We start from the raw sequence: 12997 nt of genomic DNA, 5'->3' as shown, positions 1-12997 counted from the left end.
TGCCTTATGACGCCCTATCTGATCTTTGTGCTGAAGCGGTTTGGTCAGTTTCTGCTCGTCGTCTTTCTCGGCGTGACGATCACCTTCTTCGTCACCCACCTGACCCCGATCGATCCGGTCGAAGAAAGCATAGGCGCCATCACCCAGATGGGTCAGTCCGATCCCAATGCGATCGAGCTGATGCGCCAGTCGCTGCGCGAGCTCTACGGCATGCAGGGCTCGATCTGGGAGCAATATCTGCATTTCTGGCTTCGGCTGGCGACCGGCGATCTCGGCCCCTCGCTCTCGGCCTTTCCGACCCCCGTCTCCACCATCATCCTGCGCTCGCTGCCCTGGACGATCGGCCTGATGACGGTGTCGACGCTGATCACCTTCGTGCTCGGCAATGCGATCGGCGCGCTTGCGGGCTATTACCGCAAGGACATGGTGCTGAAGGCCGTCAGCCTCGTCTTCATCGCGATGCTGCCCATTCCCTATTACATCCTCGCCTTCGTGCTGCTCATCGTCTTCGGCTTCATCTGGCCGGTGCTGCCGATCAATGGCGGCTATGAGATGAACGCCAATCTCGACCTCTCCCTTGCGCTGGTCGTCGATATCCTCAAACACTCCATCCTGCCGGCCCTGTCGCTGATCCTGGTCGGCGCCGGCAGCTGGCTGATCGGGATGCGGGCATTGGTTTCCAACATCATCACCGACGACTATGTCGTCTTTGCCGAGCTCGGCGGCGTGCCGAAGGGCAAGATCCTGCGCTCCTATATCGCCCGCAACGCCATGGTGCCGCAATTCACCGGGCTTGCCATGTCGCTCGGCGCGATCTTCAACGGCACCGTCATCACCGAAATCGTCTTCGGTTATCCCGGCATCGGCAATCTCTTGATCGAAGCGGTGCATGCCGGCGATTACAGCCTGGTGCTCGGCCTCAGCGCGCTGTCGATCGTCGGCGTCGCCGCCGCCGTCTTCATCATCGACGTGCTGAGCCCGCTGATCGATCCGCGCATCAAGGTGGAATAGCCATGTTTACCATCATCCGCGACCTCGCCCGCCAGAACATGGAATTCCTCTGCGGCCTGCTGCTCTTCGCCGTCATCGTCGCCCTGGTGATCCTGTCCTATTTCTCGCCCTATGGCGCGACCGACATCTATCTGCTGCCGCCCGACATGCCGCCGGACAGCGAATATTGGCTGGGCACGACATCGCGCGGCCAGGACGTGTTCTGGCAGCTGACGATCGGCCTTCGCAACACGCTCTATTTCGGCATCGGCGTCGCCTTTCTCTCGCGCATCATCTCGCTCGTGGTCGGGCTGGTCGCCGGTTATGCCGGTGGCGCGGTCGACCGGGTGCTGATGGCGATCAACGACAGCGTCATGGTCATCCCGCAATTTCCGCTGCTGATCCTTTTCTATTTCGTGCTGAAGGACAACATGACCTGGGTGGCGCTGATCGTCATCATGGCCTCGCTCGGCTGGTCCTATGATGCGCGGCTGATCCGCTCCGTGGCGCTCGGGCTGAAGAGCCGGCCCTTTACCACCCAGAGCGTCTATTCCGGCATGACGATGCGCAAGATCCTGGTCGAGGAGCACCTGCCCTATGTGCTGCCGATCGTCTTTGCCACGACGATGAACAACATGATCTGGTCGATCGGCATGGAGATCACGCTTTCGGTGCTGGGGTTCACCGATATCGAGACGCCGACCATGGGCATGATGATCTATTGGGCCAATGCGCATTCGGCGCTGATCTCGGGCATCTGGTGGTGGGTGGCCGCCCCCGTCGCCGTCATCGTCATTCTCTTCCTGGCGCTCTTCCTGCTCTCCATGTCGATGAACGAATACAATGATCCGCGCAGCCGGCTCAACCGGATGGGAAATTAGCATGGAGAACCTGGTCGAAATCGACAAGCTGAAAGCCTATTACCGCGCCTTCCTCTATGGCGTCGATCGCGAGGTGCGGGCCGTCGACGACATCAGCCTGACGATCCGCCGCGGCGAGGTCTATGGCGTCGCCGGTGAATCGAGCAGCGGCAAGACGACGCTGATCAAGACCATTGCCGGCGCCATCCGGCCGCCGCTCCGGGTCGTTTCCGGCAGCGTCAAATTCCATTTCGGCGGCGGCACCCAGGATCTCTATGCGATGACGCCGGAGGAGCGCGTGGCGCTGCGCTGGAAGCATCTCTCCTACATCATGCAGGGCTCGATGAATGTGCTCAATCCGGTGCGCCGGATCCGCCATTCCTTCACCGATTTCGCCTTTCGCCACATGAAGGTGAGCAAATCGGTCTTCTTCGAAAAGGTCGCCAACCACCTGCAGCGGCTGAAGCTCGATCCGCAGCTGCTCGACGCCTATCCGCACGAACTCTCCGGCGGCATGCGCCAGCGCATGACCATTGCGCTTGCCACCATCCTGACGCCGGAATTCATCATCGCCGACGAGCCGACGACGGCGCTCGACGTCATCGTGCAGCGTGACGTCCTGTCGATGATCCGCGACATCCAGCGCGAGATGGGCTCGTCCTTCCTGTTCGTCACCCATGACATGGGCGTGCATGCGACGGTCTCCGACCGCATCGGCATCGTCTATGCCGGCCGACTGGTCGAGGAGGCGCCGACGCCAAAACTCTTCAGCGCGCCGCTCCACCCCTATACGCAGCACCTTGTCGGCAGCCTGCCGAAGATCGGCGACCCCACCACCCGGCCCTCGCTGGAGGGGCGGCCGCCGAACCTTGCCATGCCGCCGGAGGGCTGCCGCTTTCACCCGCGCTGCCCGAAGCGCATGGAGATCTGCTCACAGAAGGTTCCGCCCATGGTTACCGTCGCGCCGGAGCGGCGGGTGGCGTGTTTTGCGGTTACGGGGGATCAGGTTTGACTCTGCTTAGCCTCTCGCATGTGACGAAAATCTACCGCCAGGGCGGCATGCTCGGCCGGCGGCTGATCACCGCCGTCAACGATGTCAGCTTCGAGATCGGCGACGAGCCGGAGATCCTCTCGATCGTCGGCGAATCCGGCTCGGGCAAATCGACGGTGGCGGCGATGATCCTCGGCCAGGCCGAGCCGACGGAAGGCGAGCTGCAATTTGCCGGCAAGACCGTGGCGATCCACAGCCGGGCCGAACGCAAGGCCTTCATGAAGGAGGTGCAGCCGGTGCTGCAGAACCCCTTCGAGGCCTTCAACCCGCTGAAGCGGGTCGACCGCTACCTCTTCGAGACCGCCCGCAATTTTTCGGCTGACGGAAAACGGCCGGACCGGCAGCAGGCGGAAAAGATGGCCGACACCGCCCTCCACCATGTCGGCCTGACGCTGGAAGAGGTAAAGGGCCGCTTCCCCCACGAACTCTCCGGCGGCCAGCTGCAGCGCGTCGCCATCGCCCGCGCGCTGATCCCGGAGCCCCGCCTGCTGGTGGCCGACGAACCGGTCTCGATGGTCGACGCGTCGCTGCGCATGGCGATCGTCAACCTGTTCGGGCGGCTGAAAAACGAGCTCGGTCTTTCGATCATCTACATCACGCATGATCTGGCGACGGCTTATTATGTCAGCGACAATATTATCATCATGCGCAAGGGTGAGATTGTCGAGCGCGGGCGGGCCCGGGCCGTGCTGGATGATCCGCAGCATGCGTATTCGCGGGCGCTGAAGGATGCGGTGTTGGCGGCGGAATTTGGTGCGGTGGTGTAGGGATGCGACTGCATCTATCACCGGGGGTGACGTCTTCGAATGCGATAGCTTTCTGGCGCGGTCGCCTGAGGGCCTAATTCTTTTAAGTGACTTTCTCGCCTGCTCCACGCGTTCTACTATCCTGGCGGGAAATCTGGAGAGGGGCATGCACTACCGCCAAAGGTCGATGCTGTTCGCGGCGCCTTGGCTGATCATCGGAGCTGTAGCAGTAGCCGCACCGGGCGATGTAACTGTTGCGGATTTCGATAAGCCAGAACTGCTGATCGCAGCACTGTTTGTCGGCTTTGCCGTAGGCATGGCCGTCGAGCAGCTCCTAGCCTGGAGGAGAAAACAGGCGTGGCAGGAGAGAAACAGGTCACGCTCCGAGGAAAGGCGCAGCAATGAGCGCATCCTATTGGGACCTTGGCCTCAGATGCCATCTCCGGAGCCATTGAGACCAGTCGATGCCGCCGACCAAATGCGTATCGTGATGCGTTCGCAGTTCACTATTCAGCCGTTGCTGAACAAGAGCGAAGCTCGAGTATTTCGGGAGCTCGACAGCATGGTGATTGGTTGCAATTCTTCCTGGCAGGTGATGGCGCAGGTTTCGTTGGGCGAAATCCTCCGAAGCACCAATGCTGACGCCTACCGTTGCATCAACTCCAAGCGTGTCGACTTACTGCTCGTAGACAGCAATTGCCAACCGCGACATGTCATCGAGTATCAGGGCGGAGGACACCATCAAGGCACCGCGGCCGCACGCGACGCGGTAAAGAAGGAGGCGCTACGACGCGCCGGGGTCGGCTACCACGAGGTGGTGGCCGGCCTCACCACCCCATCGGAACTCAGGCGATTGGTCGAAAAGCTGGTGGACAAGCCCAGCGTCATCTAACATGCCCTCGCCCCGACAGTCTGCGCGGCCGAGCCCAGGCGACCTACACAAGCATACTTTGAAGTCTCATCCCGGGTCGATCGCTCGAAGCTTCCTAAAACGGCTAAACCTCTCTTTAGGATAAGGTGGAGTGATCTGCTTCATCTCAGACGACGACTACGCGGATCGGTTCATTTTATGACGTTCGAAAGAGCAGAGTAAGCAGATTTGCAATGATCATAGCAGAGATCGCCAGGGTTCTTCAGCATCAGCCCCTTCGCAATCGGCAAAATTGGCGTAAGCAATATTTTACAATCCTACTTCCTTCTCAGGTTGCATGCGGACAGTATTGTCAAACTGATTCGATTCTTGGGTAGGTTGAAAATGTATCACTACGAGACGCTTGGCGATGAGCGGTTTCAGCAACTATGTCAGGCGTTGATATCCTCAAGTTTCCCGAACGCGCAATGCTTACCGGTTGGACAGCCTGATGGCGGCCGAGACGCGTTTGTGTATCGGACCTTACGAGCAAGTCGCGGGCCGTCAAACACTCGCGACTTAATCGTATTCCAGGTCAAGTACGTTAGGAACGCAGCTGACGCCCGGACTGAACGTGAAATGATAGAGGAGTTGATAAAAAGTGAGGGGTCCAAGATCAATCGCCTTAAGTCATTGGGGATGTCGAAGTATTACTTCCTAACTAACGTAAAGGGTACCTCGCATTTAAATGGCGGCTCGATAGATCGCGTCAACGATGCTCTGTCGAAAGCATTTGAAGTAGAAGCCTTTTGCTGGTGGCGGGATGACCTGGATCGGCGCCTCGACGGCCAAGCGAGCATCAAGTGGAGTTACCCAGACATTCTAAAAGCGACCGACTTGCTTGAGAAACTGGTTTCGGGACAGCTTGGCGAAGAAGAAGAACGGCGACGTTCTGCGCTCCTCGCCTACATGAATAGCCAATACGAAGACGACGAAGAACTTAAATTCAAGCAAACCGATCTACGCAGCACCATGACAGATCTTTTCGTAGATCTTCCCATGCGATTTCTCCCGCAGAGCGTCAGACATGTTCCGCATTATACACCGCAACAGTTAATTTTTACTCGTGACGCGCCGATTTGGTCTATTCGCGACGGTGTCGAATATGAACGCAACAGCCAAAAGGCGGCGGACTATTTCATTTATCCCTATGACTTCCCCCGACATTCACGGATAGTGCTTGAGGGAGCCCCTGGTCAGGGAAAATCAACGGTGACACAATTTGTGTGTCAGGTTTTGCGAATGCAGCTCCTGGACAAGAAACACCAAATAAGCCTTCTACCCCCGAATTTTAGACGCCCTCACGCTCGAATCCCCTTCCGAGTTGACCTTCGCGATCTTGCAAAATGGCTTTCGGGCGTCGACCCCTTCGTATCTAAACCTCAAGCTCTTTCTGAGCAAGAACCTCGCTCGCTTGAGGGTTTTCTAGCTGGTCAGGTGCGCTTCTTTTCGGGTGGACACAGCTTCAACGTCTCGGATCTTACAGCCATCGCACGTGCAAGTCACATGCTATTAGCCCTTGATGGTTTCGATGAGGTGGCCGACATCAACTTACGCCAGAGACTCGTCGATGAGATCACCAAGGGGACCAATAGGCTGATCAGCGCAGGCGGTTTTTCTCTCCAGACCATCGTCACCAGTAGACCAGCGGCATTCGCGAAATCCGTGCGATTTCCTCCTGAGCAGTGGTCGTATTTCGAGCTACTTCCGCTAGAGAGCGAACAGATCGAGGAGTACACAACCAAGTGGATGAAGGCAAAAGGACTCAAGGAAGCGCAACAAGGTCAGCTCCGTGTCATACTCGATAACAAACTTAGGGAAGCTCATACTCAATACTTGGCAAAGAACCCTATGCAGCTGACGATTCTCTTGTCGCTAATCAACATTCGAGGCGCATCACTTCCAGACAAGAGAACAGCTATGTATGACGCATACATGGACATGTTCTTCAGTCGTGAGTCTGAAAAAAGTGAACTCGTTAGAGACAACAGGGACCTACTGATTGATATACATCGTTATCTAGCTTGGAAACTTCAATCAGGCGCCGAAGCTGGCGACAACGGTAGCATTGAACAAAGCCTTCTCAAGGCTACCTTATTTTCCTACCTCGACAGAGAGGGCGAGGATACAACAATCGTAAATTCGTTGTTTGATGGCATGATCGAACGAGTTGGCGCGCTCGTTTCGCGAGTACAAGGAACGTATGAGTTTGAGGTGCAACCTCTGCGCGAATATTTTGCTGCTCGACATCTCTATGAGACTGCCCCCTACCCCGTCGATGATCAGCCTGTTGCCGGTGATAAATTCGATCGCTTTAAAGCTCTGGTTGGCAACCCCTACTGGCTAAATGTCGCGCGATTTTATGGTGGCTGCTTCAATAAGGGCGAGATTCTCACGCTTGTAAACGAGCTTGTGGAATTAAGCCGAGCAGCGCCCTACAGATTAACCAGCCACTCGCGAAGCGTAGCTCTTATGTTGTTGGGAGATTGGGTATTCAATCAATATCAGCCTGCAGTGAAACAGATCGTTTCGCATATCACGGAATATCCTCACTTCAGAAGTCTTCTAGCGAACGCTGAAGAGCCTGGCCCGTCACTCTGGGCTAACCTTCCAGATCGCAGCGGCCGGACAGACTTTTTGGAACATCTGTGGTCCCGTTTAGCGCCCTCGACGCCGACAGACGAGCAGCGTGCACTTGCGAATGCGATTATCAGAAACTCATCGGCAGAAGATCGAATCGAATCGTGGGAGGCGCTCTCAGCTAAACTCAGTCCCTTCGAATGGGCACGTCTCGGCGCGTTTCTTGGCCTCTTAAATCCGGATGTTTTTGTTCTGACACAGGCAAGCAAAGGACATCTCAGCGATGAGCTCGTTCAACACTTCATCATGCTTCGACATTTTAGGTTTCTATCACAACCTTCTCACTTCGAGCGCGCGAAGGCTATGATCTTGAACGGTTCAGTAGTCGGCCCTTATCGATGCAGCACGTCTAACAGCACGCTTCTCGAGATTCTTGCGGCCATCACTTCGCCATATCAGTATCAACAAGTGTTCGTTGATACCGATGATGTACCTCTTGAGATGGCAATCGAGAGACGGTTGTCCTGGGAGAGGGCGGTCGACGAAAGGCAAGTAATAGCCGATGTGAAGGTTGCTTTCAGCAAAGTCGAGGAAGACGCAATTGAAGCCTACGAAACATTTGTGAGTATGCCGACCAGCCTTCTCGCGACTAAACTGGCGCCTTGGAGCGACCTGGTGAAAGCGTTACGGCGAGCCTGGGGCGACTGTCCAGCAATCGACCGTATCGCCTGTATCGGAGCCGGAATCCGCGCAAAAACGGAAGCGGGCGATGAAACCCCTTTGGCAAGCGCGAGAGACTTAGTAGGAAGTGCACGTCATATCCGTCGCAAATCCGGCGCCCCGCGATGGTGGGAGGAAAAACTCTCTTCTGTATCAACGTCGAGCGAAACTCGCCGACTTTTGCTACTCCTGATGTTATGGGGTACACCTAAAACCCTCTTTGAGACCACCGAAAAGCTAGAATCCGCGCTTGATAGTTTGACCGAGACAGACTGGAGAAATCTCGTGCGGGATTTCCGCGCGAGCCGTTTGCGAGAGGCCGATGGAGGCACATACGTCACCGACAAAGATATTGCCGCTTTGTCGCATCGGGGGCCGCGGATTATCACGTTCATCGGCTTTCGGTTGCCTGAACGAATACGGTATCATCTCGCGCTTAGCGTAGCAGGGTTAGTGCCGAAGAAAGCTTCACCTGAAGTTCAGTTTGCACTTCAATCGCTGTTACAAAACCGGTCAGACATGTCCCGACTTAAAAAGGATCTGGAGCGGATTTCCGATTTATATCTGAGCGGCGCAACCGCTAACTTCCGAAATGATGGAGGAATCCCAATATCGAAAGCGATTGCCGAAAGCATCATGTCGAACGCAGAAAAATTTCCACTACATTTACTAGCACAAGCAGATCGCACGTTGATGTCTGCGGCAGGTAAAGGCACACCAAAACTGCTGGAGGTTGCTCAGCGTGAGGGTTGGTTCCCCAATTAATGACTGAGCCACGTGATCGCTGCTCGAGTGGATTTTCCGTAGACCATCGGCAGCGTCGCTACTGCTTGAAGCAATTTTGTCGGTGCCACTGGAGAAAATGGGGCTGGGGCCGCTCAAACGGTCGTGAAGGCACGATCGCCCTGCCAGTCTTATTGATCAGACCAAGTATGCTTTCCGGATCGTTGGCTTGGCGCGATATCAGAACATTGAGATCATCCGAGAGGCTGATCAGCCCGCGGTCGAACATCCAGTGCGCGGTGCCGGAGAGAGCAATGCCGTTGGTGAGGATATCAGGTCCGTTCGCCTCCACGGGGCGGATGTGCGCAGCATCGACTTCCGCACGGCCGCCGCCGTTTATGAGCTTCAGGCCGGTGATTGCGCACCGTTTGTCATAAGCCTGAAGAACGAGCCGGCGAAACAGCCGATTGCGAACGATCCGCGACGAGAGCTGTGTAATCCGATCGCGCTCCTGCTCGAGTAAAAACGGCGCCTGAGCTCTATCTTCAAATCCGATGTCAGAATGCATTACGGCCGGCTCACCCAACCGAGGCAGTTCAGGCTGGTGCTCGTCCAGGCCAATTGAGACGATACGATTGAAATCCGCCGCCGATATCGGGCGCACCGCGGCCTGCGCTCTACCGGAAATCCGCCCCTCCTCATTCAGCACGCCACGCTCAATGACACCGTCCGGCCCACTGAACGGAACGGCGTTGATGAAATCGAGATAGCTGCCTGGCTCGATGAGTGCCAGATACATGCCGGGCGCCTTCGGATCCGGGATGACTTGAGCCACTTTGGCGACGGCAAAATAGCCGCGCTTCGCCGCAACCTTGCGCGGCTCGTAATATATGATCCAATCTCCGAGGCAGGCCCGCACGCGACCGAGATACTGGCCTGGGAACTGATACTGTTCAGCCGGGCTGTCGTCGTAGATCGAATCTGAGCGATGAATGAAAACCCCGAATCCCATGTTCGATGCGTAGCACGACGAGCTCGGTTCAGATACGGCGCTTGCGTCGTGCTTCAAAGAGAATCGATTATGCGCACGGCGTAGTTTTGAAATCAGCCAGCATCACCCATCCTACGCCGCCCGCACCCTATCTCGTCCGCTCATCTTTGCGTCATACAGCGCCTGATCGGCACGCCGGTAAAGCTCAGACGCACTGTCCGTCGGCACACAGGCGGCGATGCCGGCGGAGCAGGTGTAGCTGAAGTCCGGCGAGTCCGGCAGCGGCCGGGAAAAGCGGATCACCGTCAGCATGCGCTCGACCATGGCAAGCGCGTCTTCCGGGCCGGTGGCCGGCATGACCAGCAGGAATTCCTCGCCGCCGACGCGGCCGAAACAGTCGTTGCGGCGGACATTCTGGTGAATGCGGTGGGCGAAATCGCGCAGCACGAGATCGCCGGCGTGGTGGCCGAGGCGGTCGTTGATGCGCTTGAAATTGTCGATGTCGAAGACGGCGAGGCAGCCGCTGCTGCCATGCCGGGCGGCTTCAAGCATGTCTTCGACGCGCGCCATGACGAAGCGGCGGTTGGCGACGCCGGTGAGTTCGTCGGTGTAGGAGGCCTTGATCGCCTGGTCGCGATCCTGCCGGACGGTGCGGCCATGGACCTTGAGACGGGTGATGTCGCTGGCGATGCAGAGCATCCAGCCGTTCTTCTGCACCGCCTCGGTCATCCACAGCCAGCGGCCGTCGGCAAGATCGGTCTCGAAGGCGCGATAGCCGATCTTGCCGCGGCGAACGGGTGGAGCGCAGCCATTCCGTCATAGAGCGCGCAATCAGCGTTTCGGTCTGTGCGGAACGCCGTGGCTGGCGTTAGTGACCGGACGCCCACCGGCCGGCGATCTGCCGCCACGGACATCTTGAAGGTCGCGCTGCGAGCTCAATAGACGCTGGCGCCGCCGCTCCTGTGCTCCTTGTCGCGGTCAGTCGCGATCCCACGCGTCAGCGGCCGGGCTTCAATTCGGAGATGTAGCGGACGATCGGATTGACCTGCCGGTTCTCGATTTCGGCATCGTTGCGCAGGCGGATCGCCTTGCGGACGAGCCTGGCGCCGAGATAGCGGATCGGCTCCGGCGGCAGCTTCTTGCGCTTTTCAAGTCCGACAAGACCGCTGCGGCTCCATTGATCATCCCGGCCGAGCACCAGACTGGCGAGGATGCGGCCGGCGACGGGCGTCTGGGCTATCCCGGTGCCGTTGAAGCCAATGCCGAAGAAGATATTGGGCTGGCCCGTGAGATGACCGAAGATCGGCAGGTGATCTGCGGTGCAGTCGATCGGCCCCGACCAGTCGTGCTCGATCTTCACGGTTCTCAGTTCGGGATAGACCCGGTCCAGCTCGCGCCTGTTGTCGGCGCCCTTTTCCGTGCCGCGGTTGAAGGAGGGGCCGATCCGATCGCCGTAGGCGATCTTGCCGCTGCCGCGGCCGAAGATGACCCGCCCCTCCGGCGTTCGCTGGTAATAGAGCACATGCGCCTGCGCGTCGCAGATCGATTCGCCGCCCGTCCACCCCAGACGCTGAAGCAGATTCGGCACAGGTTGCGTGGCGACGATCTGGCTTTCGACCACATAGATGTAGCGCAGGAGCTCGGGAATGGATGCAAGCCAGGCATTCGCCGCCAGTACGACGCGGCCGGCGCGCAGGCGGCCCTGCGGCGTCTGCAGGGTGGCGATGGCTCCCGCCTCGATCGCGGTGACGGGCGTCTTTTCGTGGATGATCACGTGGCGCGCGAGAGCGAGCCGGCGCAGGCCTGCGGCGAGCTTTGCCGGCTGCACCGTACCTGCCCGCATCTCGGCAATGCCCATATAGGAGGCGCGAGAGCCGGTACGGCGGGCAATCTCGCCGGCATCGAGCCGGGTGAAGCGCGCTTCGCCCTGGGCCTCCGCCATCTCAAGCGCCTTCTGCCATACGCCTTCCTGGGCCCTGGCGCTTGCCGTCCATAGCCATCCGTCCAGCCTGAGATCCATGTCGATCGCGCCGCTTGCCTGCAGGGCCTCCAGCTCCCCAATCGCATCGGCGGTCGCCCGGCAGAGCGAAAGCGCCTCCGTCTCTCCCACCACCTCGGCGAGAAGATCAATCTCGGCAAACCAGGAGTGGACCTGGCCGCCATTCCGGCCGGATGCCCCTGCCCCGCAGCAATCCGCCTCGAGCAGGACGATCTTCAGCCCGGGATCCTGCTCCTTCAGGCGCAGCGCCGTCCACAGGCCCGTATAGCCGCCGCCGACAATGGCGACATCGGCGGCCTGATCGCCGACGAGCGGCGTGGTGACGGGGGCGGCACCGGCGTCCTGGAGCCAGAAGGAGCGGTCCGGGCCGCGCGCCAGCACCGGCGGTCTCAAAGTGTAGCGCATGATGTCAGCCCTCCGCGGCAGAGATTTCGGCGGCATATTTCTGCAGGAGCCATGGCGGAATAGCACTCAGCCTCTGCGGGAAGCCCCCTTCGTGCAGGCAGGTCCCGGCGGCCGCATCGGTTGCGAGGCGCATGGCCGCCTCGGCATCCACGCCTTTCAGAAGATGCGCGACAACAAAGGTGGCGATGAAACTGTCGCCGGCGCCGCAGGTATCGACGACATAGACGGCCTGCGCCGGCACATGGGCAAGCTCCGCACCGTCGTCAAAGAAGGCGCCGCGCGGGCCGCAGGTCAGGACGATCCTCGCGGCGCCACGCTCCTTCAAGGCTCCGATGACCGGCTCGACCGGGACCTTCGGCTCATCCGGCCCGGATGCGAAGACCAGCGGCACGCCCTTGAGATCCAGTGACTGGTGCGCCGTCGAGACGTCGATGCTGAAGCGAATGCGGTCCTCGATCAGCCGTTCGATGAGCTCGGCGCTGGAATTGGTGCCGAGGTGAACCCAATCGGCCCGCCTGAGTGCTGCATAGCGCTCCGGAGACGGAACGTAATTGCGCCCGACCCCAAGATCCTCCAGCAGGAACCGGCGGTCGCCATCCTGCTCCAGCAGCAGGGTGACGGCGGTGGCGCCGTCGCGCCGCTCCAGGTCCGCCCCAGGCAGGCCGACGGCTTCGATCGCCGTGGCGATCACGTCGCCCTCGGCATCCTTGCCGACAACGCCGAAATAGCGGGCATCGCAGCCTTGCCGATGCCATTGCGCCGCCACATTAAGCGCATTGCCGCCGACAGCCATGCTGTTCTTGCTGAGGTAAACGTCCAGGCAGTTGTCGCCAACTGCAATCAGCCGCATCGCCGCCATCACGCGACCTCCCCTGCCTGCTGGAGATAAGGCGCGATCCCCCAGAGCTCGATTTCGGCGAAGCCGAAGCCGCGGATGGTTTCCGCGACCTTTTCGAAGGAATAGTGCTGAAAGCTGACATTGGCGCCGATCAGCTGCCTGGCCGAGAGTTTGGGCACTTCCG

10 protein-coding genes and 1 pseudogene are annotated in these 12997 nt (G+C 59.0%); 6 read left to right on the top strand and 5 right to left on the bottom strand.

Features of this window, described 5'->3' with window-relative positions; genetic code table 11:
• Window positions 1-6 precede the first annotated feature (6 nt).
• From HJB91_RS01280 to HJB91_RS01255, 6 genes are all read left to right on the top strand, one after another.
• Window positions 7-1011, top strand: coding sequence for an ABC transporter permease (locus HJB91_RS01280; RefSeq protein WP_221153338.1), 1005 nt, complete (start codon window positions 7-9; stop codon window positions 1009-1011).
• 2 nt (window positions 1012-1013) lie between these two features.
• Window positions 1014-1871, top strand: coding sequence for an ABC transporter permease (locus HJB91_RS01275; RefSeq protein WP_221153337.1), 858 nt, complete (start codon window positions 1014-1016; stop codon window positions 1869-1871).
• Window position 1872: 1 nt separating this feature from the next.
• Complete coding sequence (locus HJB91_RS01270; RefSeq protein ID WP_221153336.1) at window positions 1873-2862, top strand: ABC transporter ATP-binding protein; 990 nt, start codon at window positions 1873-1875, stop codon at window positions 2860-2862.
• Window positions 2863-2909: 47 nt separating this feature from the next.
• Window positions 2910-3668, top strand: coding sequence for an ABC transporter ATP-binding protein (locus HJB91_RS01265; RefSeq protein WP_221153402.1), 759 nt, complete (start codon window positions 2910-2912; stop codon window positions 3666-3668).
• Between the two features lie 145 nt (window positions 3669-3813).
• Window positions 3814-4539 (top strand): DUF2726 domain-containing protein, encoded by a 726-nt coding sequence (locus HJB91_RS01260; protein WP_221153335.1) that lies wholly within the window; start codon window positions 3814-3816, stop codon window positions 4537-4539.
• Between the two features lie 657 nt (window positions 4540-5196).
• Window positions 5197-8622, top strand: coding sequence for an NACHT domain-containing NTPase (locus HJB91_RS01255; RefSeq protein ID WP_221153334.1), 3426 nt, complete (start codon window positions 5197-5199; stop codon window positions 8620-8622).
• A gap of 58 nt (window positions 8623-8680) precedes the next feature.
• Here HJB91_RS01255 and HJB91_RS01250 read toward each other — a convergent pair whose 3' ends face one another.
• The 5 genes and pseudogenes from HJB91_RS01250 to HJB91_RS01230 all read right to left on the bottom strand — a co-directional run bounded on the left by HJB91_RS01250 (window position 8681) and on the right by HJB91_RS01230 (window position 12992).
• Window positions 8681-9592, bottom strand: a complete 912-nt coding sequence (locus tag HJB91_RS01250; RefSeq protein ID WP_221153333.1) for an HNH endonuclease — start codon at window positions 9590-9592, stop codon at window positions 8681-8683.
• A 111-nt stretch (window positions 9593-9703) separates the two neighbouring features.
• Window positions 9704-10391 (bottom strand): annotated as a pseudogene (locus HJB91_RS01245) (GGDEF domain-containing protein); the annotation flags it as partial.
• A 177-nt stretch (window positions 10392-10568) separates the two neighbouring features.
• The gene (locus HJB91_RS01240) at window positions 10569-11975 is read right to left on the bottom strand and encodes an FAD-binding oxidoreductase (protein ID WP_259669808.1); all 1407 of its coding nucleotides are present in this window, start codon (window positions 11973-11975) and stop codon (window positions 10569-10571) included.
• Between the two features lie 4 nt (window positions 11976-11979).
• Complete coding sequence (locus HJB91_RS01235) at window positions 11980-12834, bottom strand: PfkB family carbohydrate kinase (protein WP_221153332.1); 855 nt, start codon at window positions 12832-12834, stop codon at window positions 11980-11982.
• Window positions 12834-12992 carry a hypothetical protein gene (locus tag HJB91_RS01230; protein WP_221153331.1) on the bottom strand — a complete coding sequence of 53 codons (159 nt, stop codon included), beginning with the start codon at window positions 12990-12992 and terminating at the stop codon, window positions 12834-12836. The genes HJB91_RS01235 and HJB91_RS01230 overlap by 1 nt, the downstream gene beginning before the upstream one ends.
• Window positions 12993-12997: the final 5 nt, after the last annotated feature.

Source organism: Rhizobium sp. NLR10b (assembly GCF_019685435.1).
GTDB lineage: Bacteria > Pseudomonadota > Alphaproteobacteria > Rhizobiales > Rhizobiaceae > Rhizobium.
The sequence above is the reverse complement of the archived record's forward strand: the minus strand, read 5'-3'. Positions and strand labels throughout refer to the sequence as shown.

Excerpts from the sequence above, each read along its gene's own strand:
- HJB91_RS01280 (WP_221153338.1), top strand. The coding sequence starts at position 7 with ATGACGCCCTATCTGATCTTTGTGCTGAAGCGGTTTGGTCAGTTTCTG.
- HJB91_RS01275 (WP_221153337.1), top strand. The coding sequence starts at position 1,014 with ATGTTTACCATCATCCGCGACCTCGCCCGCCAGAACATGGAATTCCTC.
- HJB91_RS01270 (WP_221153336.1), top strand. The coding sequence starts at position 1,873 with ATGGAGAACCTGGTCGAAATCGACAAGCTGAAAGCCTATTACCGCGCC.
- HJB91_RS01265 (WP_221153402.1), top strand. The coding sequence starts at position 2,910 with ATGCTCGGCCGGCGGCTGATCACCGCCGTCAACGATGTCAGCTTCGAG.
- HJB91_RS01260 (WP_221153335.1), top strand. The coding sequence starts at position 3,814 with ATGCACTACCGCCAAAGGTCGATGCTGTTCGCGGCGCCTTGGCTGATC.
- HJB91_RS01255 (WP_221153334.1), top strand. The coding sequence starts at position 5,197 with ATGTCGAAGTATTACTTCCTAACTAACGTAAAGGGTACCTCGCATTTA.
- HJB91_RS01250 (WP_221153333.1), bottom strand. The coding sequence starts at position 9,592 with ATGGGATTCGGGGTTTTCATTCATCGCTCAGATTCGATCTACGACGAC.
- HJB91_RS01240 (WP_259669808.1), bottom strand. The coding sequence starts at position 11,975 with ATGCGCTACACTTTGAGACCGCCGGTGCTGGCGCGCGGCCCGGACCGC.
- HJB91_RS01235 (WP_221153332.1), bottom strand. The coding sequence starts at position 12,834 with ATGGCGGCGATGCGGCTGATTGCAGTTGGCGACAACTGCCTGGACGTT.